Here is a 22,952-nt window from a genome sequence, read left to right as displayed (position 1 = left end):
ATCCACATAGTGGGCTATGCGCGCAACACGCTAACTGCCGCTACACCCAGGGTCGTAGAATTATGCTCTTATTTCTTTTGACAATACTCCTGCAGTGCATCCAGCACCATTTTTGCCCGGTCACCGAGAAATACCGCCTGCTGCAGATCACCGCAGATCTTCTCCTTGTCTTCCTGGGAAATGTCGCTTTTCTTCCCTGAGCCAAGCACCGTGACATCCTTGTTTTTCAAGATGGTCCTGTCGTTGCCGAATTGATATTTCCGTATCCGGGCAAACGCCCTGTTGGCGAGTGCCGTTTCCATATACGGTTCGATGGCCAATGTCTTGTCGAAGTCGGAGATCGCTTCGTCAAATTGCATATCGTTTAATTTCAGCGTCGCCCTTGAAAAATAACATTTAGCGCAGCCGCTGTCCAGTTCTATCGCCTTTGTCACATGGCGGATCGCGGATTTTATATCGTCTTCCTTATAGCTTTGTGCGCTTTTGGTCAACAATGCATCGATGCGGGCATGCGCCTCGTCTGGAATCGCCTTCCCGCCCTTGATCATTACCTTTTCCTCCAGCGTTCCGTTGGAATAATATCGAATCGCCGAATCGACCAGCACCCCATGCTGGTAAATGTCATACAATTTTATTTTTCCATTGGGGAAATAGGTATGCCATACTCCATCTTCTTGCCCCTCCACATATCGTCCCTCGCCTCTTAAGGAGCCATCCGGATAAAACTCCTTGCATGGTCCATCGGGCTTCCCCGCTTTATATTCTTTTGCCGTCTTCATCTGACCATTGGGATAGTAGTCGACCACCATCCCGCCGATCACTCCCTTCAAAAGCCGGCCTTCTGCCTTCCTGTTACCGTTGAGATAGTAATTGATAAAGACGCCGCTATAAGGCTGATCCTGCCAATACAAGACCCCATCCTTGTTCGGCATCCGATTGGTGGAAGGGATGCTTTTTATACTATCCGGCCTGGCCCGGTAGGCTTTGGTAAAGATATAGAACACCCCATCGAACCGTTCATAACCGACCGACTTCAGGGAATCCTTGTTTTTAATCACCGTCATATCCGAAATATCGTTCGGAAGAAGATCATCTCCCTCCTCGGGGTCATCCACAATAGGTATGGAATCGATGATGTATACAATCTTGGGTTCACGGTTTTGTCCAAAGGAAGGGAAATGGACAAGGGATAGCCAAAGCAGGCAAAGCATAGGTCTGGTCAGGGAGTAATGCATAAACAAAAATGCAAAACTCCGGGCAGGAAACAAATAGCTCCGTTCTCTTTTTTATAATTTTGCCTCACCCCCGGGCCGCGCCACCCGCAACAAAATAGGGAAATGTCCCATCTTCGTCACCGCTGCGCCCCAATTCATTTTCAATGCGTCATAAACAAGCTCCACCGGATCATGCCCCCGCTGCTTTTGATAATGCTTCACCGCACTCCAGGTGCCGATATACCCGATGAAATGTTCGAAACTCCATTCCACTTCGTTGGTAAACACCGGCGCGGGGACATCCGCATACGGGAAGGGGATAGTCCGGTACTGCTCGTCGACATACTTCCTTTCCTTGTCCCACAAAGGCCCGACGACATCCCGGTAAAAGCCATCTAACACGGCGTCGACGGCCGGCGAGAGCCGGATCAGATCATAACCGATGACGGCCAGCACTCCCCCGGGCCTCATCGTACGGTCTACCTCCCGGTAAAAAGCGTCAAAGTCAAACCAATGGATGGCCTGAGCCACCGTGATCAGGTCGAAATGAGCAGCAGGAAAATCGGTCTTTTCCGCCGGCTGCACCGAATAGACGATGCGCTCGTGCGCAATGGCATTGTCCAGCTGCGCAGCACTGATGTCGGTGGCGTACACCCGCCCAAACGCCAAAGCGAGTTGAAAAGCCACCTGCCCATTTCCCGTACCACAATCCCAGGCATTCTCCCGGCGCGGAACAAGCGACAGCAAATAGTCGAAAAGCTCCGGCGGATAGGCAGGCCGAAACCGGGCGTATTGATCCGAACCTGTAGAGAAATTATCTTTCATGACCATGGTTTCATACATCAGCGCCAAAGCCGCAGCCGCTATCAGACGCCCAGAAAACGCGTCGGGAGCACCTCTTCCACAACACTTCCGTCTTCCAGCCGAAGGCCATACACCTTTGCCCAGGGCCGCGAACTTACTCCACCGCTAAACACGTCATCGATAAAATGGCCCGCAGCGCCATCATCCGCAGCATAGCCAGCCTTCATCTGGCCCGTAAGATGAAACTGGTGCAAGGTAGGCCGTCGCTCCGCCTCACCGTCGTAGTGCGGACAAAAACTCCCCTTGAGAATACCAAGACAGGCAAGCACGCTAAGCTTCCCCGGCACTGAATCGGTGCTGCATTCTTCAAACCAGCAATTGGCGCCGGCGCTGATACCAGCCAGCACGACGCCCTCCGCATAGGCTTTTTGCAGTATCTTATCCAATCCCCATTCCCGCCACAGAGCCAGCATGTTCCGCGTATTACCGCCCCCTACATAGATGACATCCTGTTCCAGCAGATAGGATTCGAGATCGGCTGTCGGCGGCGTAAAAAGAGAGAGAAACGCCGGCCGCGCATCCAGCCGGGAAAAGGCTTTGAAAAAATTGAGCGCATAGCGGGTCGCATCGTCGGTAGCATGCGGAAAGAAACAAACAGCAGGATTTTTCTTACGGGCTTGGGCAACTACATAGGCGTCCAATAAGGGATTATCCGGCTCCATCGAAAAGCCTCCGCCGCCCATGGCAATTACTTGTCTTTGTGGCATAGGTCCAGTGTAAAGGCGGTAAAGATACTGCTTCATGTCAATACCACATACGGCCGGCGCCAGACTACCCGCACCCTCCTGCCCCATGGCACCACTTGTGGATGCAGATATGCCGCGAGTAAGATAAACCATGCATCCAACCCCCTACTTAATCCGCGACTTCTCCTCCCCCGCCCTTTCCGCCTTGGGCTTACCATCCGAACCAAACGACCGCGTATAGGTCAGCTTCAGGATAGGAAACTGCCGCGATTCCTCATTCCAATTGACATACGACCGGGTATCAAAAGCATCCTTCCCCACCACCCCGATATAGCTTTTGTAGTTCATCCCCCGTAACACATCGGTGGCGGAAAACTGCAGACTCCCCCTGTTCTTATTGAGTTCTTTTTTGATGCCAACATTCAATTCGCCATTGCCCTTTGTCCTCACAGTCGCCTCATAGCTGGTGCTGTTATACCACCCCGAGACCTCGGCGCTGAGCCGCGTGGACAGCTTCAGGTTCTCATGAAAATTCACCGAATAGCCAAACCAGGTCTTCTCCGCCGGAGCCTGCGTATAGGTAACGCGATATTGCCGCCAGCCACCGGAAAGCGTATAGCTCATGTCCCACCAGGAAGTAACAGTAAAAGGCAGGTTCACCTCCAGCGTCAGGTTATGCTGAAAGGCAAGGTTCTCCGGCCGGATATATACCAGTTGGCTGCCGGCCTGGGGCGTCAGCGCCCAGCCAAAAATAGGGTCGTCATCCCTGCTGAACAGTAAGGAGAACGAATAACCATGGCTGAGATACCCGATCTTCCCGTTATTGGTAAGCGTCGGCTTTAGCAAGGGGTTTCCCGTGATCACCGACAACGGATCATTATAGCTGATAAACGAAGAAAGCGCCCTGTACGAAGGCCGGGTGATGCGCCGGGTAAAAGACAATTGCCATTCACTATGCTCCCCCACCTTTCGCGTCAGCAGCAGATTGGGAAACCACTCCCCCAACCGGCGATCGGCGATACTTTCACCGGTGCCTGCATCGTTCAACCGCGTCCGGGAATACTCATAGCGCGCCCCGATGTCCAGGGTCGTCTTCTCCCCGCCAGCAATATGCCAACTCCCATAACCCGCCGCAATACCTTCCCGCATCCGGATGGCATTCGCACTGGCCGCATTGGTCACCCAGGCCCCGTTGATCCAGCTTTCTATCCCACTCCGGCTCGTGCTGCTGGTATAATCCCCCTTCACCCCGGCCTCGAATCTCACCTTATCACTAAATGACACGCTATAATCTACCTTTGCTACCCCAACGCCGATCGCCGTGCTCGAATAACCCTTATTGGCGGAAGCAAAAAGACTGTCCCCGGTGATCCCGACGGTCTCTCCATGGCTGTCGACAAAACTTCCCAGTACCGTGCTGGGCCGGTTGTTGGTGTAATCCAGCCAGTCAAAGCCAATACTCAGCTTTTCTCCCTTACGTATTTCCTTTTCGGCCGTCAGCGATGCAATGAGGTTGTCCCAGTGACTCCTACCGTGGATATCCCCGTTATAGACGAGCACGCTGTCGGGCAGCAGGGTATACTTACCCAGGTTGTTGGTGATGGTGCTGGTCGTACTGTTGTTATAGCTGAGACTGGCGCCAAGGCTAAGCCGCGGCCGCAACCGGGTCTCAAAACCCGCCAATGCATTGTGAACATTGCTCATGTAGGAGGTGGCATTCCCAAAATCAAAACTTGACTCGCCCAACGCGGGGTTGAGATTCGTTCCCCCAGCAACAAAACTTGTAAGAGAATGGTCATGCATAAAAGAATATGAACCATACCAATCCGTCCTTCCGTTATTATGATCCAGGCTGAAGCTCCCTCCCCCCTTCTCTCCCCAGCCATAGCCGCCGTACAGCGAAAAAGCGCCGGTCGTCCCCTGCCGTTTGATCTTCTTCATCACGATATTGATCACTCCCGCACTGCCCGAAGCGTCATACCGCGAAGGCGGCGCTGAGAGAAGTTCGATCTTGTCGATATTATCCGCAGACATGCCGTTCAACAGTTGCATCACCTCCTCCTCCGGCATATGCATCACCTTCCCATCGATCATCACCGTTATCCCGGCCTTGCCGTTAAGGCTAATGGTGTTATTCCGATGGTCAAGCTGAACGCCGGGACTCCGCTCCAACACTTCCAGCACCGAGCTGCCCTTGTTGAGGATGCTGCTCTGTACATTGACTACCATACCGGCGATACTTTGCTGTACAGATGGCTTCGCGCTGCGGACGATCACTTCCCGCAACTGCCGCGCCCGCATCGGGCTTGTAGTATCCTGTTGCCGCGCCCGGGATGGACCAGCAGTATCCGCCTGCCCGCGCACCTGCCCGGTGCCATTCCGGGACAGGGCGGACAGTAGGGATAAGATTAAAAGGAAATGCTTCATGGAGAACAAAATAAAGCGCAGTACAAGGCGGGAAAAAATGCGTGTGACCACCGGCGATGGCAAATTGACAAAGTGCAAAAACCACCCGAAAATGCCCTCCTGACAGCAAAAACATCCGCTCATCATCCGGTTATGGAGGCCGGAATGCAACTCGTCATTTATTTGCGGTCATTCATATAGTAGCGGGAAAAGTTCCGGGCGATCGGGCTATCTTAGCAGGATGACGGTCGGTCATGACACCCGCAACTGGCTTATCCATTATAAGCTCTATCACATTCCCTTTTGGGGTGTCTATAATTATTTTTGCTGGGTAATAACTGTCGGTAACCCGGTGAAGGCCATTAACGCCCTGCTGTACTTGCCCTATACCGTAAAATATCTCTTCTATGTGATGGGACATGCTCTGGCGGCGTCTTTCAACCTGTATTTCCTGTTCCCGCGCTACCTGGAAAAAAGCCGCTTCGCGGTATACACCCTGCTAACCCTGCTCACCTGTGTATGCGCCGCATGCCTCATCGTCCCGGGCTACTACGTCAGCGCCTGGCTCGCCCATTCCACCCCTCAGAAGCTATTTGGCAAAGATGCATGCATCTTCACCTTTTTCAGCAACGCTTTCCTCTCGACCCTGGCCGCCATGACCCTGGCCATGAGCATCAAACTCGCCAAAAACTGGCTCGAGTCCCGGCGCCGCCAGCAACTGCTCGAAAAAGAGAAGCTGGAAACGGAATTGAATTACCTCCGCTACCAGTTCAACCCGCATTTCCTTTTCAACACCATCAATTCCATCTTCTTCCTCATCCACAAGAACCCCGACATGGCCTCTGCCTCCCTGGCCAAATTCTCCGAACTGCTGCGCTACCAGCTGTACGAATGCAACGACGAACAGATCCCTCTGGCAAGCGAGATCACCTACCTGGAAAATTTTATCGGGCTCGAACAGCTCCGCCAGAGCAACACCTTGGGACTGACCATTGATGTCCAGCAGCAGGATACCGGGCAGGTAACCATCGCTCCCTTCCTACTGATGACTTTTGTCGAGAATGCGTTTAAACATGTCTCCCGGCACACGGACGAACCCAACTGGATAACCGTCAAAGGACAATTACACCACCGGCAACTGGATTTTTTCATCGCCAACAGCAGCTCTCCCTTTGAGTCCAACGACGTGCTGCATTATCGCGGCATCGGTCTCAAAAATGTCCAGCGTAGACTCGACCTGCTCTATCCCGATCGGCATCAACTGTCGATAACCAACCACGGTGGCAGCTTCGAGGTCAGGCTCCGGCTGCAGCTGGCACAAAACCAACAAAAATGATCCATTGCATAATCATCGATGATGAACCACTTGCCCGGGAAGGAATGGCAAGCTATGTCCGAGAGGTCGATTTCCTACACCTCACTGCAACCTGCGAGAACCCGCTGCAACTGACAAAACTCCTCGATCAGCATCCCGTCGACCTCATCTTCCTCGACATCCAGATGCCGAAGATGAATGGCCTGGATTTCCTAAAGACGATGCAAAACCCGCCCATCGTCATCATCACCACCGCCTACCCCACCTATGCCCTGGAAGGTTTTCAGCTCAACGTGCTCGACTACCTCCTCAAGCCGATCACCTTCGACCGCTTCTTCAAATCCGTCAACAAAGCCAGGGACTATTATCACCTCATCACCCGAAGTACCGACACAAAAACCGGTGCAGCCGCCGACTATTTCTTCATCCGCTGCGGCAGCAAATATGAAAAGATATACTTCAGCCACATCCTTTACATCGAAGGGATGCAGAACTATATCACGCTATATACAGAGAAAGGAAAATATGTCACGCTCTTATACCTGAAGAACCTGGAAGAAAACCTCGACAGCCAGGCCTTTATCCGCGTCCACAAATCCTATATCGTCTCCATCGACAAGATCGAAGGCATCGAAGGCAACGAGATCTTTATCCAATCCCATCGCATCCCCATCAGCCGTAACTACCGCGAGCAGGTGATCCAACGCGTCGTCGAGGGTAAACTTTGGGATAAAATAAAATTCTCCTGAGACCCCGCCCCTCCCGCCCTCGCCCGACAGCTCACCTCACCACCCTGTCAAAAGCCGCCGTCAGCACCTGGCCGTTCCTTCTCACCTGTACCCATATCCGATATATCCCGGGCTGCGGAAAAGTATAAGGGAAACTCACCACATTCCCCATCTTCATCCCACCCATCACACCGGCCGTGCTATCCACCGGCATTTTCATCTGGCGCATCAGCCACGCATCCCGGTCATTCGTGCTCATCCTGCGAAGTCGCGCAACAAGCCCGTCGATGCTGTCGCTAAAGGCCTTTGGGTTGGGCATCCGGTACTCATTCTCGGGCTCGCCAATGCGCTGTACAAGCCCTTCCTGAGCGGCCACCGAATACGTCCCCACCGGATGCAAATGCACATAGGTGCTGCCATCGTCTTTGATGATCGCCGCGTGCGCCATCATCCCCAGATAGGGTTCGAGCACCGCCGGCTTCCCATTCGCATCCACCACCGCAAAATGCAGGTCATACAACTGCCCGGCCTCCAGGTCTTCGGCACCAGGCCCCTCCGCCACCATCATCGATCCGTCTTTCATCCGGACTCCCTTACCCGGCTTCCCGCACACGATCGCCTCCTTCCCTTCATTCGCGGGCAAGCCCGCGACCGTACCCTGGTCAGTGGCCGCGTTCGGGCCGGCGGCCGCATTCGGCAAAGCAAACGCATAAGCATCATCGGCATCGGTACGATGCACACTATCCACGAGGGGCTGACCGATATCAAAAGTATCCTTCAACGTCTCGGCAAAACCCGAGAGATTGACGATGTCCGCAAAGGCAAGATAACGGCCCTTCGGCAACGGCGGCAACACCGTCCGGAAGGTAGTGGGGTCCAGCCTCACCGGATGCAGATGTGCAAAGGCATCCATCGCCGGGAACCGGACGACAAAAAGATGCATCAGCTTCCCATGGTCGGGGATGATATACCGCAGCGAAGTCCTCCGCTGGGCGTTGGCGGTATCGATACGGATGGTCAGCTGATTGATTCCGCTGTCCGACTGCAGCGTATACTCCGCATGCATAGGCCGGTACATAAAATGGCGATACCGGTTGGCCCAGCTCTGCCACCAGGCATTGCCGCCATAGACGATAAGTGAAGAAAAGACAGCCGCCACAACGATCGCTATCCGTTTCGACCGGCGACGCCCCACCGCTACAGCCTCGCCTTTCGGGGTAAGGCCATCAGCCACACTCGACCCGATGATGGTCAGCAGGAGCACAAAGAGCAGGATGCCAAGACCTGCAAGCGTATAACCCGTCGCCGCGGGCAGCTTCTTCTGCGCCGTCGACACCGCCACTATCGGCACGACAAGATCCCCGCTGCCCAGGCTGCCGCTGACATGCAGCAGGATACTGCTCGACCCGTCATTCATCAGCCAGACGATGCCCTTGTACTGACCCGGCTGGCCGGCCACGGCCGGCAATACGTCGGGCGAGGGCGCACCCGATCGGCCCGAATAAAAGAAGATAGGCTGTGTCGATACGGTCGCCCCTCCGCCATTTTGCAAAAAGACCGTCACCTGCGCCGTACCGGGGATAACATCCGGTGGCTTTACGCTGACCAACAGCCGGTAGGGCCCCGCCACTCCTTCCATGGATACGTCGGGACTACCTACATGCGCAGATAAAGGGCCAACAGCACCCGCCAGCAAAGCCAACAGCCAATATAATCTCTTCATAGCAATTTATCGTTGAATATGTTGCATCCATTTCCCCCAACGAAGGCTAAGCCGGGCACAAAGCCACCCCACTACAACGGCAATGACCAACGCCCGTAACAGTTCGGGCAGCGGCGCAACGTCCTGCGGCCGGAATCTATAGCGCCACGGCCAATTGGGGGAAACCCCAAAATAGGTAGAATTGCTGGTGAAGAACCAGTTGCGGGCATTCGGTGACTCCAGCAAAAAGCCGCTCAGCGGATATTGCACGGCCACCAGCAACCCGACAAAAGCAAGACTCAGCCACAACGCCTTGAGCCAGTCCCCTGCCTTGCTCCGCTGCAGTATCAGATCCATGGCCATCGCGGGGACAATCACCAGGGCGGGAAAATTGGCCGGCTGAAAATGGGTGATATGAGAGAGTATCGGTCCCAATTTGGGTTCGGCAGGAAAAAGCTCCAGTATCCAGTTGGAAAAGAGCACCAGCAGGAAATAACCGCCGGTCACCGCCGTCATCCCCCAGCGCATCCGTGAGGCGAGGCCAAAAGCAGGCAGCAGCAACAGGCTCGCCATGGCCGCAATGATATAAAAAGACCCGCTGCGCATCCCGTGGAGATGCAGATAATCGGTAAACAGCGTGTAGACCATGGTCAATAAGCTCAGTGCGCTGATCACGAATAAGGTCTGTAATACCCCCCGCCTTCCACCCGCCCGGCCGGAGTCATCGGCATTCAGGTATTTACAGATACTCACACACGCGCCCAACTGCAAACAGATCATCCCCATCGCCAGCAAGGTATGCGGCGGTGAAAGGATGGTCACATCCAATCCATAGGCATTGTGCCACCAGTCGTCAAAAGGCGCCGAGGTAAGCATGGCGATGGAGCCCCAGATGCAGAACAGGGCGCCCAGCGGACTGTAAAAAACACCCCACACCCGGACATCCGTCGCCTTCGCCGCTTCCTTGCGGAAAAAGGAATTATACAGCACCCGGATACCCGAGAACAAACCGGCAAAAATGGCCCCGAGATACACCAGGATATGCGGCGGAGAAAGGAATTTATCCCGGCCGATGCTTCGATGCCACGATATATCCCATAGGATCCCCACCATCGTCAGCAGCGACGCAAGCGAGACGGCATAGATCGAAAGGGGGACCGTAACCCGGCCCGAATCCGCCCGGGGTCTCACCGCCACAGGCGAAGCAGGCAGTGGCGAGGGAAAGGTCGTAGACATAATAAGGAGGTGGTTTCTTTAAGTAAATATAAATAAAAAAAAGCCGCCCTCCTGCTAAAGGGCGACTACGGTCTACCAAAGCCGCCGGAGGCGGCGACGGTTTATTCAGGGGGTAAAAAGGTTAACTGTTCAATACGCTGGACTGGGTCAGATATCTCTGCGAAGGGAAATAGATAAAGAAACAACTTCCATTCTTCACCACCGGGATTATCTGCGTGGTCATCTCCGTCGGGATCGCCGGACAGCCAAACGTAGTTCCCATCACTCCATATTTGCGCAGGATACGCTGGCTGACATAACCCGCCCCATGGATGACGATGGCGCGCCTCATGGCATTGTCGTTATAGCCTCTGTCAACCCCGTCTATCCGCAGGGAAAGCCCATTGATACCGGTGTAGACGGCCCGCGTAATATAGAAGCCCATGCTGCTCTTGCAGGATTCCATCCGGTTCGAAAAGGAAGTAGCAAACTCCTCCCCGGAATTGATCCCATGCGCCACATACGTTCTGTACAGGAGCCGGCGGTTATGCACATCGATCACATACATCCGCTGATTGCTCGAAGACTGGCTGAAATCACAGATCGAAAGAATATTCGTCTTACGCAACAGGCCCCTTTTCTTCAGCTTGTAATAACCTGTCCACGCCGCCTGAAAGGCCTTCCGGCTCAACCCGGAATCTTCAAGGTCCATCTCTTCATAAATGTTGGCGGCCGTCGCGATGATCATCCGCATCTCGGCTCTTTTTGCCGCGGCTGCATAAGCCACACGCTTCTCGCGGAACAAAGTAGCAGAAGTCTTATAATTCTTAGCGGTCTTGGAAGCATTGATGGCTTCATAGACCGGAGGACCGGCGTGTAACAGAGAGGAAGAGAGAAGGAAGAAAACCAACACGAGGATTGGTTTGGCGGGGTTAGGGATGCACTGTTTCATAATCACGGATTTGATATATAAGGTCCAACCGCCATACCAGAAGTCAATCGATTGTTTCTCAATTCGGTAAACCGTGCCAATTCCCCTTTTTTGTCCCAAAACGGGAATTTGTTTGTCGTTTTTGGACTATAAAGGCCTAAAAAAAGAATCAGGGAGAGGACTCTCCCTGAATTACCAAACCTAACTGCCTATGAAGACTATAACACTATTGAAAGGCACCGGGTGCCCGATATTCTCTGTTGTACGATACGGTTGTAGTTTATATACGACAAGCGACTAAAAATAGATTTAGGAAGCCCGCATTTTTTTATCCTCTTATCTTTACCATAAATCATCGCTATGCCCCTGTTGGTCCTTATCCGTCACGGCCAATCCACTTACAACCTCGAAAATCTCTTCACCGGTGAGACCGATGTCCCCCTGACACCCCGCGGACGCGAAGAAGCCAGAGCTGCCGGGGCAAAACTCACGGACATCCCCTTTACCCATGGCTTCACGTCCATCCTTCAACGCGCCATCGATACGATGACCATCGTCCTCGAAGCGGCGCACCAGCAGCAACTTCCAATAACCCGCGACCGCGCACTCAACGAACGCAACTACGGCCGCCTCCAAGGCCTCAATAAATCGGATGTGGCAAAGGAATATGGCAACCAGCAGGTGGTCATCTGGCGACGCAGCTTCTCGGTCCGGCCGCCTGGCGGCGAAAGCCTCGCCGACACCGCGGGCCGCGTCATCCCCTATTATCAAAAAAATATCGAACCGGTGTTGCAAAAAGCCGGCAACGTCCTGGTGGTGGCACACGGCAACAGCCTGCGCGCCTTGATGATGTACCTGGAAAATATCAGCGAAGCAGATATCCCGGAAGTCGACCTGCCCACCGGCCGGCCCCGCCGGTATAACCTAACGTTGGGTGAGGACAATAAACTCCTGGTCAAAGACTGGGGAATGATGATATAGCTCCCGGATAAGCGAAGGACCATACGCCGCATACCAGGGCAGGATATTCTCCACCCGCTCTTGTAAGCCATTATGGGGGAATAAGGCGTCCTTTACTGCATGGATCTGCCGCTGCTGATCGGCGAATTTCCGCTTTTCGGCCTTCAACAGCTTCTTCTCCAGAGAGCGGATCGGTGTCACGGCCCTCACCTGCAGCGCGGTCACATGCTGTTCAAGCGTCGGATCCACCGGCCTCGCCAGCGCTTTCAACGTCTCATAATACTGGTTGGCCGCGGCGATCTCTTCTTCCAGGCTCAGCGAGTTGTGCGAATCCCGTCTCACAAGCTGGTTCAGGAGATCCTGTTCGTCGCGGAAAAGATCGGTGATGCCAAAACCGGCCTTCTCCATCTTCTCCATCCACGACCGTTGCACCAGCAGGAAAGAGTTGCGTAGCATCAGGACGGGAAAGGGGGTTTGGTAATGATCGAATAGCCCTTTCAACTCCAGCCAGTAAGCCGTTTCTCCACCCCCGCCGATAAAAGCCAGGTTGGGTAAGATCGTCTCCTGGAACAAACCCCGCAAAATGACATTGGGACTAAAACGCTCAGGATAACTATGCAGCTCATCCCGCAAAGCCTCAGCCGTAAAGGTCAAAGAAGAGCCGTGTATCTTATAGCTATCCCCCACCTGCTCGATGCGGCCACGCAGGTCGCCTTTTAAATAAAAAAGGTTGATGTCCCGTGGATTAGCCTGTATATCAAAGTGTTCGCTCAATCGTTCGATGCTGTAATTGACAATCCGCGAAGGCTCCTGCCGGAAAAGGTCATCTTCAAAGACGGCGATCATCTGGCGCTTGAATGCGGCTTTGTCGGCGATGAGCACGACCAGTCCGTATTCCGCGAAAAGGCTGTGCAGGATACGAAATGTCGCCGTTTGAATATCGGGACTGTCGAGATAGGCGGTTTTCAACAGCGACATGAGTTCCTTGCCATGAGGCTGAACAGCCAGTTCTCCTTCTATCCGATAGTATAATTTATCCAGGCCCTTGGTTGTCATCCGGCCTACTGCACCCGTTTGTTTGGTATCCCAGACCAGTTTCTCACCCCCCAGCCAGATCTGCCCCAGCTCCTCAAGGTCGGCATCCTCGCTGCCCATGTAAAACACCGGAACAAAAGACTTCTCCGGGTATTGCCCCGCCAGCCATTCGGCCAGCCGGATGGTGTGCAGTATCTTATAGATAAAGTAAAGGTGACCGGTAAAGATGGCCGGCTGATGGGCTGTACAGACAGTAAAGGTTGCAGGTTGCGCCAGCCGGGCGATGTTCTCCTTCACCCGCGGCGCCCCGGATAAGTCATTGGTGAGCATCCCCGCATATTGCTCCTCAAGGGCCGCTACCAGCGTTGCCCGGTCAACAGGCTTCGCCGCCATGCGCGCTTCCAGGGCACTACGGAAACCCTCCGGGCTCACCGGATGCGCATAAAAAAGCGATAGCTCATCAGCCTCATCCAGGTAGTCTGATATAATGCGGGAAAAATAACCAGTCTGGCGGTATGGTAAATGCGTCGATCTCCAGTCCATAAGACAGCGAATTTATCACCTCCGGCCGACAAAAAAAATCCCGGCGTGGTAATTTATCCGAACGGTGCTTACAACAGCAAAAAGGCGGGATTGTTCGGGATGAACCTACAACACCTGGAACCCGTATGCATACGGATCGTCTTCCGGGTCGATGGTGATGGTATTATATCCGTAGATCTTCGCCCAGCCCTCGATGCTCGGGACAATGGCCGGCTTGCCGGCGACCGTCACTGCCTTCTCAACGCGACCGGTAAAACTCGACCCTATAATGCTTTCATGAATAAACACATCCCCTTCCTTTAATTTCCCCTTGGCAAACCATTGCGCCATCCGGGCCGAGGTACCGGTGCCACAGGGACTCCGGTCGATGGCCTTGTCGCCATAAAAAACGGCGTTGCGCGCCGTAGCCCCCGCGTCGAGCGGCTTTCCCGTCCAAAGAATATGCGTGCAGGTGTGGATGGTCGGGTTCTCGGGATGGACAAAAGTATGCTCCGCGTTGATCCGCTGCCGCATCACCCGGCTCCACGCGATCAGCTGGTCGGCAGAATGATCTTCCAGTCCCCGGAAATTCTCCTGCGCATCGACAATGGCATAAAAATTCCCGCCATAGGAAACATCCACTTTCAACGGCCCCAGATCGGGACACTCTACCGTAATATTTTCCGCGGCAAGATAGGCCGGCACATTGGTCAGCTTCACCGACTTCACCTTTTTGCCTTCCTGCTTGTATTCGATCAGCACAAGACCCGCGGGCGCTTCCATCCGGATACGACCGGGCGTCTTTGGCTGGATAAGCCCTTCTTCCAGCGCGATGGTGATCGTCCCGATCGTCCCATGCCCGCACATCGGCAGACAACCGCTGGTCTCGATGAAGAGCACCGCCACATCATTCTGCGGATCATGCGGCGGATAAAGGATGCTGCCGCTCATCATATCGTGTCCCCGGGGCTCGAACATCAACCCCTTACGGATCCAATCGTATTCTTTTAGAAAATGCTGGCGCTTCTCGCTCATGTTCGCCCCATTCAGCACGGGACCGCCACCGGCTACCAGGCGCACAGGATTGCCGCAGGTATGCGCATCGATACAAAAAAAGGTCTTCTTCATCCTAGATACCGTCTCGGGTTAATAGATTATTTACCATCCGCCAGATGCCCAGCGGGTTGCTGTTCTTCAACGCATCGGGCAGCGCCGCATCCAACCAGCTCTGGTAAGCCAGGGGACGCACCCAGCGCTTGATGCCATCCGCTCCTACCGAGGTAAAGCGGCTGTCGGTCGTGGCCGGAAAAGGCCCGCCATGCTGCATCGCCAGACTGACCCGGACACCCGTAGGGACGCCGTTCAGGATCAGCCGGCCGCAAATATCCTGTACCGCGTCTACAAGAGCAGGAAATTGTGCGATATCCTCTTCGGTAGCCATCAGCGAGGTCGTCAGCTGCCCCTCGAGAAGCATGGCCGCCTTGACCAATTCTTCCGCATTACGGCACCGGATGACGAGGGAATAAGGCCCGAATACTTCCTGGTGCAACAGGGGATTGTTGAAGAAGGCCTCCGCGGTTGCCGAAGCGATCGTCGGCACACCCTGGTTCTCACCCGGCCGTGCGGCAGAGACCGCTATGGTCGCAACATCGGATTGGCCAAGGGCCGCGCTGCGCTTCTCGCCATACGCCTTGGCAATCCCCGGATGCAACATTGTTCCGGGAGCCGCTTTTTCAATGGCAGCCCCCAGCTCCTTTATGAAGAGATCGAGGCCCTCACCTTCGATCCCAAGGATTAGCCCGGGGTTGGTGCAGAACTGCCCCGTACCCAGGGTAATCGACCCTGCCAGTTGTGCAGCCAGCTCTTTGGCTGAGATCTCCAATTTATCCGGCAACAGGAATACAGGATTGATGCTTCCCATCTCGGCAAACACCGGAATCGGAACCTTCCGCTGGTTGGCCCAGTCGAAAAGCGCCTTGCCGCCGCCATAAGAACCCGTAAACCCGACAGCGCGGGTATACGGATGCGTTACCAGCGCCTTGCCGGTCTCGAAGCCCGCTCCGTGTACATGGGCAAATACCCCGGCAGGCAGCCCTGCCGCCGCGACGGCGGAAACAATCGCCTGCGCCACGCGCTCCGATGTCTCCGCATGGGCCGGATGAGCCTTTACGATGACGGGACACCCCGCGGCCAGCGCCGATGCCGTATCGCCACCGGCAGTGGAATAGGCAAAGGGGAAATTACTGGCGCCAAAAACAACCACCGGTCCGATAGCCACCTGCAGCTTGCGCACATCCACATCTCCTTTTTCCGCGTTGGCCGTATCGATACGCGCCTCCAGCCAGTGCCCGGCCTCACAGGCTTCTGCATAGCTCGTCAGCTGGAACATTGTCCGCGCCCGTTCGTTCCGCAACCGGGCCTCCGGCAGATTCGTCTCCTGCATCGCGATATGAATAAGCTCGTCACCGGCCGCCTCCAGCGCATGGGCGATGGCCCGCATAAGATCGGCCCGTTGCTTCAGTGTTGTATTCCGAAAAAGGGGAAAAGCCTGCCAGGCTTCCTGCATAAGCCGGTTTATTTCGGCAGGCGAAGTGTCGGGAAATGTCATCGGATAAAAATTTTAAGCGTTAGCTAATACGCATATTCCGTCAGCACCGGCCGGCTGGCCACCCCCTGCCTGATCACCTCCAGGATATCTTCCCGTTCCTTACCCGTCAGCGGCAGCCGCGGAGCCCGCACATGCTCGGTACCCAGACCAACCACCACTTCCGCTAATTTGATATACTGCACCAGCTTGGGATGGATATCCAATTCCAGCAAGGGAAGGAACCAGCGATGTATCTCCAGCGCCTCTTCTATCCGGCCCGCTTTCGCCAATTTGTAGATGGCTACCGTTTCCGCCGGGAAGGCGCCTACAAGACCGCCGACCCAACCACTGGCTCCCATCAGCAATTCCTCCAGCGCGATGGTATCGACACCACACAGGATCTTGAGCCGGCTCCCAAAGCGGTTGATCAGCCGCGTGACATTGGAGACATCACGCGTAGACTCTTTCACCGCCTCGATATTGGCCAATTCTACCAGCTCTTCGAACATCTCCAGCGTCACTTCTATCTTGTAATCGACAGGGTTGTTATAGATCATCACCTGCAACGGAGTGGCGCCCGCAATCGTCTTGAAGAAGGTCACCGTCTCGCGGTGATCGCTCTTATACCGCATCGGCGGCAACAACATCAACCCATCGGCACCCCACTCTTCCGCCAGCCGCGCCTGCTTCACCGCCTCCCGCGTCGACCCTTCGGCAATATTCAACAACACAGGAATACGGCCACCGCTCTTTTCCACGCTATACTTGATCAACGTCTCCTTTTCCGCCAGGGTCAGCGTGCTCGCCTCGCCAAGGCTGCCGCCGATGATGACGCCATTGACACCGGCGTCGATCTGCGCTTCCAGATTCAGTCCAAACATAGCGAGGTCTAAGGTATCCTGGGGGGTGAACTTGGTCGTCAGGGCAGGAAAAACTCCAGTGAAGTCTATTCGCATGTAATCTTTATTATTTATTGCAAAACTACCGGTTTGACGGCATCGCCAGGCAGCGTCGATTGATTTGTTCTTTGCAGATTTTAACTTGCCCTCACTACTTCGCCTTCAATATCGTAATCATAGGCCTTGGTGATCCGCACATCGACAAAATCACCGATAGGCAGCTTATCCTGGCTGTGGATGATCACCTCGTTGTCTACCTCCACCGAATCGAACTCCGTCCGGCCAAGATAACGCCCCGCTTCTTTCTTGTCGATAAGCGTCCTGAATACCTGCCCCACCTTCTCCTGGTTCTTCTCATAGGAGATCTCCTGCTGCACTTCCATCACCTCCTGGGCCCGCTGCTGCTTTTCATCGGCCGGGATGGAATCTTCCAGGCCATACGCCGATGTGCCTTCCTCATGCGAATAGGCGAATATCCCAACCCTGTCGAACCGGTGCTCTTGCAGGAAACCTTTCAGCTCTTCCACGTCTTCCGCCGTCTCCCCCGGGAATCCTGCGATGAGGGTCGTACGCAGACATATCCCCGGTACCCGATGCCTGATCGTATGAATAAGATCGGTCATCTCTGCCTTCGTGATCTGCCGGCGCATGGCCTTTAACATATTATCACTGGCATGCTGCAGGGGCATATCGAGATAGTTGCAAATATTCTTTCTTTCCCGCATGACATCCAATATCTCCAAGGGGAATTTCGACGGATAGGCATAATGCAACCTGATCCACTCAAGACCCTTTATATCCGCCAGCCGGTGTAAGAGGTCGGGCAACATCCGCTTCTTATAAAGATCGAGACCGTAATAGGTCAGCTCCTGGGCGATGAGCAAGATCTCCTTTACCCCGCGTCGTACAAGCCCCTCCGCCTCTTTCACCAGGTCTTCTATCGATCGGCTGACATGACCGCCTCGCATCAGGGGGATGGCGCAAAAAGCGCAGGTGCGGTTGCACCCTTCCGATATTTTCAGGTAGGCATAATGTTGAGGTGTGGAAAGAAGGCGTTCACCCAGCAACTCGGCCTTATAGTCGGCCTCGAATCGCTTTAGCATCAGCGGCAGCTCCATCGTCCCAAACCAGGCATCCACCTCGGGTATCTCTTTTTCCAGGTCTTCCCGGTAACGATGGCTCAGACAACCGGTGACATAAACTTTGTCGATCCGGCCTTTCTTCTTCAGCGCCACCTGATCAAGGATAGTGTTGACAGATTCTTCTTTCGCCTTGTCGATAAACCCACAAGTGTTAACGACGACGATATTATGATCTTTTTTCGTACTTTCATGTACTACATCGATATTATTGGCTCGTAACTGACCGCTCAGGACTTCGCTGTCGACCATGTTCTTGCTACATCCCAAAGTGATGATATTGACTTTATCCCGCTGTAACGTTCTTGTCTTCATAATAATGTCTGCACAAAGGTCGCAAAGGTACTGACTTTTTTCAAAGCCCTAATGTGGCATGGTTTTTTATATATTTGCCTGCATAAAAAATGTACAACAAACTATGAGAAAAACCCTTTTTGTACTCGGAATCGTATCTTTCCTCTTTACTAACCGTTCGTTCGCACAGGCCGAAGGTAGCAGCTATGAGACTGCCGTGGGTCTTAAATTTTGGCCTGGCGCCCTGACTGTCAAGCACTTCATCCAAGACGACAGGGCCCTGGAAGGAATACTCAGCTTTTGGGATGGCGGCTTCAGGCTCACCGGCCTGTATGAGTTTCATGGCGATATCAACGGAGCCCCCGGCCTCAAGTGGTATGTCGGCCCCGGCGCGCACCTCGGCTGGTATAACGGTGACTATTATCATGGATATTATTACAACAGCGGCGCTCTGTCCATCGGGGTTGATGGCATCCTGGGCCTCGAATACAAATTTGATGGCGCACCCATCGCGATCAGCGCGGATATCAATCCGTACATCGAATTCAACCACCCTTATTTCGACGTCTTTGGCGGACTCGGAGTCAAATACACCTGGTAAAAACAAGAAGGGCCGCGAGTCTATTTGGTCTCCGGCCCTTCTAAATTAAATAAGCTATCCACAAATTCATGCTTGTCGAACACAAGCAAGTCCTCCATCTTCTCTCCCACCCCGATAAACTTCACCGGTATCTTAAACTGGTTGGCGATCGCCAGCACCACTCCACCTTTGGCCGTTCCATCAAGTTTAGTGATGGCCAGCGCCGTCACGTCGGTGGCCGCCGTGAATTGCCGGGCCTGCTCCACCGCGTTCTGCCCCGTCGACCCATCCAGCACCAGCAACACTTCATGCGGCGCATCGGGCATAACCTTCTTGATCACCCGGCTGATCTTGCTCAACTCCTCCATCAGGTAGGCCTTGTTATGTAGCCGCCCCGCCGTGTCGATGATCACCACATCGGCCCCTCTGGCTACGCCGCTCTGAACGGTATCAAACGCCACCGCACCCGGATCGGCGCCCATCCCCTGCTTGACGATCGGCACCCCCACCCGTTCGCTCCAAATGGTGAGCTGATCAACCGCCGCTGCCCGAAACGTATCCGCCGCCCCAAGCAGCACCGATTTCCCCGCCTTCTTAAAATTGTATGCTAATTTGCCGATAGTGGTGGTCTTCCCCACACCATTCACTCCAACGACAAGGATCACGTAAGGCTTATTCCCCGACGGCGTGCTGAAATCCCGGTAAGACTGCTCCGGCGCATCTACCAGGATATTCTCTATTTCCTGTTGAAGTAAGTTGTTTAATTCGCTGGTGTTGATATATTTATCTTTCGCCACCCGCTTCTCTATCTGCTTGATGATCTGCACCGTCGTATCGATGCCGACATCCGCACTGACAAGGGCATCCTCCAGGTTGTCCAGCACTTCTTCATCCACCGTGCTCTTACCCGCAACGGCCTTCGTCAGCCGGGTAAGGAATCCCTCCTTGGTCTTCTGCAACCCCTGGTTGAGGCTTTCCTTTTCCTTTTTTCCAAAAAGCTTATCAAACAGTCCCATAGTATATCATATGCAAAAAGCTGCCTCACCGAGACAGCTTTTCTGATTAGCTTACTAAACCCGAAATTATTTTTGAGCCAGATACTCCTTGATCTTCTCCTTGTGGACGATGGCCTCCTTAAAGGTATAGGCACCGGTCTTGGGGCTGCGAACAGCCTTGATCACCTTTGTCCAGTTCTTGGCTTCCGCGGCAGCCTTGGCATCCTTGGTTTTAATAGCGGTTTTTGCTGCTTTTGCCATGATTATTTAATTTCTTTATGAACAGTTACTTTCTTTAAAATGGGGTTGTACTTCTTCAGCTCCAGACGCTCAGGAGTGTTTTTCTTATTCTTGGTAGTGATATACCGGCTGGTGCCCGGCTGTCCGCTGGTCTTATGCTCTGTGCATTCCAGTATCACTTGAACCCTGCTGCCTTTCTTTGCCATAATTCGGTGAGGTTTAAAAAGTCTTTAAATCTTTTCGCCGTTCGCTCTTAACTGCTTAACAACGCTGTACAGACCATTTTTGTTGATCGTCCGCAATCCTTCCGAGGAGACCTTCAGCGTGATCCACTTGTCTTCCTCAGCCAGGAAAAAACGTTTGGTCTGCAAATTGGGTAAGAACCTGCGCTTTGTCTTTATGTTAGAATGCGATACGCTGTGCCCGGAAACCGGAACCTTACCCGTTATCTGACAAACTCTAGCCATGACTGAAAATTTATTAGGAGTGCAAAGGTCGGTAAATTCAGGTAATTATCAAAAAGAAATCCCTTTTTTTTCAACGACTTGTTCACATCAGTGGATTACTTTATTGCAAACGCTATCACATAATCCCCTTGCCTGGTCCTGAGCTTCCCATGCCCCCCGGCCGCAATCACCACATATTGCTTACCATCAAGGGAATAGGTCATCGGCGTCGCCTGGCCCGCGGCCGGCAGCGCATAGTCCCAAAGCACCTTCCCCGTCCGCCGGTCGAAGGCCCGGAAATGTCCATCCATGCTGGCCGCCACAAAGATAAGATCACCCGCCGTAACAATGGCCCCGCCAAAATTGATCGACCCCCACTTGTCTGCGTCAGGATACCGGGCCGGGTCCATCATATGACCCAGCGGCACCTCCCATTTCTTTGATCCATCGTGCAGGTCGATGGCCACCAGCGTCCCCCAGGGCGGCTTCACCTGCATGACGATACCCCGCATATCGACCTTGATCAGATAGTCCCGTTTCATCACATAGGGCGTCCCCAGCTGCCGGCCGGTCTCCGCCCGCATCACCGATGCATCTGCCCGCTCAACGATGTCGACACTGTCCCGCGGCAGCATCCGGATGACGGCCGGGATAAGATTGATATTGGTGATCAGCCAGTCATTCACCGGGTCATAACACATCCCGCTCCAATTGATGCCCCCTACATTCCCCGGGGCCATGATCGAACCTTCGGGACTGGGTGGCGTAAAAGGCCCCTGACTACGGTAACTGGTAATCCGCCGGCGCGCCTCCGCGGCATCTTCCTCCGTGGGTCCCCAGGCATCCGCCACGCTGAGCCCCTGGATACCCAGCGGCGCAGGTAGCACCGGGAAGGGCTGAGTGGGCCAGGCTTCCTCCCCTTTCACCGTAGAAGCAGGCACCGGCCGTTCTTCCACCGGGAACAAGGATTGCCCCGTCTCCCGGTCAAGGACGAAAATGTGCCCCATCTTGGTGCCGACGACAACCGCCCCTATCTTCTTTCCCCCACGATCGATATCCACCAGCATCGGCTGCGCGGCAATATCGAAATCCCAAAGATCATGGTGCACCACCTGGAACGACCAGATCCGCTTGCCCGTGGAAGCTCGCAGGGCAACGATAGAATTGGCATATAGGTTAGAGCCCTTTCGCTCTCCACCATAATAATCAGGACTGGGAGAGGTGGTCGGCACAAAAAGCAGGTCGCGCGCCGCATCCACCGAAAGGATCGACCAGGCATTGGCCGCCCCCGACTGGTGAGCCTTCGGCCCCTGCCAGCTGGCATAGGCACTGTCCGCCGGGTCTGTCGGGATGGGGTTCCAGCTCCAGACGAGCTTCCCCGTCCGCACATTATAGGCCCGTACTACCCCCTGTGGATAGTCAAACCGGTAGTTGTCGCCAAGGCTGCTGCCAACGATGACAAGATCGCCTGTTACCACCGGTGGCGAGGTCTCGGCGATGTCATCCCCCACTCCGGCGCGAAGGTCAACCGCCCCATCCTTGCCAAAATCCGCAGCCGGCTTGCCCGTTGTCGCATCCAATGCGATCAGCCTGCCGTCAAGCGTACCGATAAAGATGCGCCCAGGCTCTCCATTCGTGACGCTACCGTTGCCAAACAGCGGTCCGCCGCCCTTTGCCGGCCAATACGCCACACCCCGGCTGGTGATCTCGGAATGATCATCATGCAGGTTGACCTTCGGATCATATACCCACCGCTGCTGCCCCGTGGCAGCATCCACGGCAATCACCCTGTCGCTGGGGGTACTCAGGTAAAGCGTTCGCCCGATGAGGATCGGTGTGGACTCAAAAGCCGCCTTCGCCAGCGCATGCGTCCCTTCATAGGTCGCCAGTTCTCCCGTCCGGTACGTCCAGGCGACTTTCAACCCCGCTACGTTGTGATCGTTTATCTGCTTCAGAGCAGAATAACGGCGTCCGCCCGCATCCTGCCCGTAATAAGCCCAGGAACCATCCTGTGCCCCCGCGCTTAGCATCGCCAAAAGCGATAAGAAGAACAAACTACATCGCATAAAATATTTTTTTTCAAACCTATTTAGTTTACCCCGACGCTCCGAATTCCTTTGACCAAAATCCCGTCTTTGGTGACCTGCGGTCACAAATAATGTTTCTCCTGGACCTCGATACCCTATCTTAATTA

21 protein-coding genes are annotated in these 22,952 nt (G+C 54.3%); 4 read left to right on the top strand and 17 right to left on the bottom strand.

Features of this window, described 5'->3' with window-relative positions; all coding sequences use genetic code 11:
* Window positions 1-68 precede the first annotated feature (68 nt).
* The 4 genes from IEY39_RS01540 to IEY39_RS01525 form a co-directional block, all read right to left on the bottom strand.
* Window positions 69-1,235, bottom strand: coding sequence for a toxin-antitoxin system YwqK family antitoxin (locus IEY39_RS01540; RefSeq protein WP_188927824.1), 1,167 nt, complete (start codon window positions 1,233-1,235; stop codon window positions 69-71).
* 51 nt (window positions 1,236-1,286) lie between these two features.
* Complete coding sequence (locus IEY39_RS01535) at window positions 1,287-2,039, bottom strand: class I SAM-dependent methyltransferase (protein WP_188927822.1); 753 nt, start codon at window positions 2,037-2,039, stop codon at window positions 1,287-1,289.
* 41 nt (window positions 2,040-2,080) lie between these two features.
* Window positions 2,081-2,785, bottom strand: coding sequence for a Type 1 glutamine amidotransferase-like domain-containing protein (locus tag IEY39_RS01530; protein WP_188927820.1), 705 nt, complete (start codon window positions 2,783-2,785; stop codon window positions 2,081-2,083).
* Between the two features lie 144 nt (window positions 2,786-2,929).
* Window positions 2,930-5,191 (bottom strand): outer membrane beta-barrel family protein, encoded by a 2,262-nt coding sequence (locus IEY39_RS01525; protein WP_188927818.1) that lies wholly within the window; start codon window positions 5,189-5,191, stop codon window positions 2,930-2,932.
* A gap of 220 nt (window positions 5,192-5,411) precedes the next feature.
* Between IEY39_RS01525 and IEY39_RS01520 the strand changes: the two genes are divergently transcribed.
* Window positions 5,412-6,506, top strand: a complete 1,095-nt coding sequence (locus IEY39_RS01520; protein WP_188927816.1) for a sensor histidine kinase — start codon at window positions 5,412-5,414, stop codon at window positions 6,504-6,506.
* A complete protein-coding gene (locus IEY39_RS01515; RefSeq protein WP_188927814.1) occupies window positions 6,503-7,234 on the top strand; it encodes a LytR/AlgR family response regulator transcription factor in 732 nt (243 codons plus the stop codon). The genes IEY39_RS01520 and IEY39_RS01515 overlap by 4 nt, the downstream gene beginning before the upstream one ends.
* A 31-nt stretch (window positions 7,235-7,265) precedes the next feature.
* Here IEY39_RS01515 and IEY39_RS01510 read toward each other — a convergent pair whose 3' ends face one another.
* The 3 genes from IEY39_RS01510 to IEY39_RS01500 form a co-directional block, all read right to left on the bottom strand.
* Entirely contained in the window at window positions 7,266-8,936 is a 1,671-nt protein-coding gene (locus IEY39_RS01510; RefSeq protein ID WP_188927812.1) for a DUF8832 domain-containing protein, read from the bottom strand.
* Between the two features lie 6 nt (window positions 8,937-8,942).
* Window positions 8,943-10,151: a hypothetical protein gene (locus IEY39_RS01505; RefSeq protein ID WP_188927810.1), complete on the bottom strand. Its 1,209-nt coding sequence runs from the start codon at window positions 10,149-10,151 to the stop codon at window positions 8,943-8,945.
* 121 nt (window positions 10,152-10,272) lie between these two features.
* Window positions 10,273-11,082 (bottom strand): murein L,D-transpeptidase catalytic domain family protein, encoded by an 810-nt coding sequence (locus IEY39_RS01500; RefSeq protein WP_188927808.1) that lies wholly within the window; start codon window positions 11,080-11,082, stop codon window positions 10,273-10,275.
* Between the two features lie 339 nt (window positions 11,083-11,421).
* On the opposite strand from IEY39_RS01500, the gene IEY39_RS01495 reads away from it, so the two are divergent.
* Window positions 11,422-12,042 carry a 2,3-bisphosphoglycerate-dependent phosphoglycerate mutase gene (locus IEY39_RS01495; RefSeq protein ID WP_188927807.1) on the top strand — a complete coding sequence of 207 codons (621 nt, stop codon included), beginning with the start codon at window positions 11,422-11,424 and terminating at the stop codon, window positions 12,040-12,042.
* On the opposite strand, the gene bshC is transcribed toward IEY39_RS01495, so the two are convergent.
* The 5 genes from bshC to rimO all read right to left on the bottom strand — a co-directional run bounded on the left by bshC (window position 11,986) and on the right by rimO (window position 18,518).
* A complete protein-coding gene (bshC, locus tag IEY39_RS01490) occupies window positions 11,986-13,599 on the bottom strand; it encodes a bacillithiol biosynthesis cysteine-adding enzyme BshC (protein ID WP_188927805.1) in 1,614 nt (537 codons plus the stop codon). The two genes, IEY39_RS01495 and bshC, sit on opposite strands and share 57 nt — an antisense overlap.
* Before the next feature lie 105 nt (window positions 13,600-13,704).
* The gene (locus IEY39_RS01485) at window positions 13,705-14,706 is read right to left on the bottom strand and encodes a 4-hydroxyproline epimerase (protein WP_188927803.1); all 1,002 of its coding nucleotides are present in this window, start codon (window positions 14,704-14,706) and stop codon (window positions 13,705-13,707) included.
* Between the two features lies 1 nt (window position 14,707).
* On the bottom strand, window positions 14,708-16,186 hold the full coding sequence (locus IEY39_RS01480; protein WP_188927802.1) for an aldehyde dehydrogenase (NADP(+)): 1,479 nt from the start codon (window positions 16,184-16,186) through the stop codon (window positions 14,708-14,710).
* 23 nt (window positions 16,187-16,209) lie between these two features.
* The gene (locus tag IEY39_RS01475) at window positions 16,210-17,121 is read right to left on the bottom strand and encodes a dihydrodipicolinate synthase family protein (RefSeq protein WP_188927799.1); all 912 of its coding nucleotides are present in this window, start codon (window positions 17,119-17,121) and stop codon (window positions 16,210-16,212) included.
* An 80-nt stretch (window positions 17,122-17,201) separates the two neighbouring features.
* Window positions 17,202-18,518: a 30S ribosomal protein S12 methylthiotransferase RimO gene (gene rimO, locus IEY39_RS01470; protein ID WP_188927797.1), complete on the bottom strand. Its 1,317-nt coding sequence runs from the start codon at window positions 18,516-18,518 to the stop codon at window positions 17,202-17,204.
* 103 nt (window positions 18,519-18,621) lie between these two features.
* On the opposite strand from rimO, the gene IEY39_RS01465 reads away from it, so the two are divergent.
* Window positions 18,622-19,098 carry a hypothetical protein gene (locus tag IEY39_RS01465; RefSeq protein WP_188927791.1) on the top strand — a complete coding sequence of 159 codons (477 nt, stop codon included), beginning with the start codon at window positions 18,622-18,624 and terminating at the stop codon, window positions 19,096-19,098.
* A gap of 20 nt (window positions 19,099-19,118) precedes the next feature.
* Here IEY39_RS01465 and ftsY read toward each other — a convergent pair whose 3' ends face one another.
* The 5 genes from ftsY to IEY39_RS01440 form a co-directional block, all read right to left on the bottom strand.
* Window positions 19,119-20,093, bottom strand: coding sequence for a signal recognition particle-docking protein FtsY (gene ftsY / locus IEY39_RS01460; RefSeq protein WP_188927789.1), 975 nt, complete (start codon window positions 20,091-20,093; stop codon window positions 19,119-19,121).
* A 66-nt stretch (window positions 20,094-20,159) separates the two neighbouring features.
* The gene (locus tag IEY39_RS01455; protein ID WP_188927787.1) at window positions 20,160-20,333 is read right to left on the bottom strand and encodes a DUF4295 family protein; all 174 of its coding nucleotides are present in this window, start codon (window positions 20,331-20,333) and stop codon (window positions 20,160-20,162) included.
* 2 nt (window positions 20,334-20,335) lie between these two features.
* Complete coding sequence (gene rpmG / locus IEY39_RS01450) at window positions 20,336-20,518, bottom strand: 50S ribosomal protein L33 (protein ID WP_188927785.1); 183 nt, start codon at window positions 20,516-20,518, stop codon at window positions 20,336-20,338.
* 24 nt (window positions 20,519-20,542) lie between these two features.
* Window positions 20,543-20,779: a 50S ribosomal protein L28 gene (gene rpmB / locus IEY39_RS01445; protein ID WP_188927783.1), complete on the bottom strand. Its 237-nt coding sequence runs from the start codon at window positions 20,777-20,779 to the stop codon at window positions 20,543-20,545.
* Between the two features lie 95 nt (window positions 20,780-20,874).
* Entirely contained in the window at window positions 20,875-22,824 is a 1,950-nt protein-coding gene (locus tag IEY39_RS01440; RefSeq protein ID WP_188927781.1) for a pyrroloquinoline quinone-dependent dehydrogenase, read from the bottom strand.
* Window positions 22,825-22,952: the final 128 nt, after the last annotated feature.

Origin of the sequence: Puia dinghuensis (assembly GCF_014642875.1) — a bacterium.
GTDB lineage: Bacteria > Bacteroidota > Bacteroidia > Chitinophagales > Chitinophagaceae > Puia > Puia dinghuensis.
This window is presented reverse-complemented; position numbering and strand designations above follow the sequence as displayed.

Coding starts and splice junctions, on each gene's coding strand:
- IEY39_RS01540 (WP_188927824.1), bottom strand. CDS start 1,235: ATGCATTACTCCCTGACCAGACCTATGCTTTGCCTGCTTTGGCTATCC.
- IEY39_RS01535 (WP_188927822.1), bottom strand. CDS start 2,039: ATGAAAGATAATTTCTCTACAGGTTCGGATCAATACGCCCGGTTTCGG.
- IEY39_RS01530 (WP_188927820.1), bottom strand. CDS start 2,785: ATGCCACAAAGACAAGTAATTGCCATGGGCGGCGGAGGCTTTTCGATG.
- IEY39_RS01525 (WP_188927818.1), bottom strand. CDS start 5,191: ATGAAGCATTTCCTTTTAATCTTATCCCTACTGTCCGCCCTGTCCCGG.
- IEY39_RS01520 (WP_188927816.1), top strand. CDS start 5,412: ATGACGGTCGGTCATGACACCCGCAACTGGCTTATCCATTATAAGCTC.
- IEY39_RS01515 (WP_188927814.1), top strand. CDS start 6,503: ATGATCCATTGCATAATCATCGATGATGAACCACTTGCCCGGGAAGGA.
- IEY39_RS01510 (WP_188927812.1), bottom strand. CDS start 8,936: ATGAAGAGATTATATTGGCTGTTGGCTTTGCTGGCGGGTGCTGTTGGC.
- IEY39_RS01505 (WP_188927810.1), bottom strand. CDS start 10,151: ATGTCTACGACCTTTCCCTCGCCACTGCCTGCTTCGCCTGTGGCGGTG.
- IEY39_RS01500 (WP_188927808.1), bottom strand. CDS start 11,082: ATGAAACAGTGCATCCCTAACCCCGCCAAACCAATCCTCGTGTTGGTT.
- IEY39_RS01495 (WP_188927807.1), top strand. CDS start 11,422: ATGCCCCTGTTGGTCCTTATCCGTCACGGCCAATCCACTTACAACCTC.
- bshC (WP_188927805.1), bottom strand. CDS start 13,599: ATGGACTGGAGATCGACGCATTTACCATACCGCCAGACTGGTTATTTT.
- IEY39_RS01485 (WP_188927803.1), bottom strand. CDS start 14,706: ATGAAGAAGACCTTTTTTTGTATCGATGCGCATACCTGCGGCAATCCT.
- IEY39_RS01480 (WP_188927802.1), bottom strand. CDS start 16,186: ATGACATTTCCCGACACTTCGCCTGCCGAAATAAACCGGCTTATGCAG.
- IEY39_RS01475 (WP_188927799.1), bottom strand. CDS start 17,121: ATGCGAATAGACTTCACTGGAGTTTTTCCTGCCCTGACGACCAAGTTC.
- rimO (WP_188927797.1), bottom strand. CDS start 18,518: ATGAAGACAAGAACGTTACAGCGGGATAAAGTCAATATCATCACTTTG.
- IEY39_RS01465 (WP_188927791.1), top strand. CDS start 18,622: ATGAGAAAAACCCTTTTTGTACTCGGAATCGTATCTTTCCTCTTTACT.
- ftsY (WP_188927789.1), bottom strand. CDS start 20,093: ATGGGACTGTTTGATAAGCTTTTTGGAAAAAAGGAAAAGGAAAGCCTC.
- IEY39_RS01455 (WP_188927787.1), bottom strand. CDS start 20,333: ATGGCAAAAGCAGCAAAAACCGCTATTAAAACCAAGGATGCCAAGGCT.
- rpmG (WP_188927785.1), bottom strand. CDS start 20,518: ATGGCAAAGAAAGGCAGCAGGGTTCAAGTGATACTGGAATGCACAGAG.
- rpmB (WP_188927783.1), bottom strand. CDS start 20,779: ATGGCTAGAGTTTGTCAGATAACGGGTAAGGTTCCGGTTTCCGGGCAC.
- IEY39_RS01440 (WP_188927781.1), bottom strand. CDS start 22,824: ATGCGATGTAGTTTGTTCTTCTTATCGCTTTTGGCGATGCTAAGCGCG.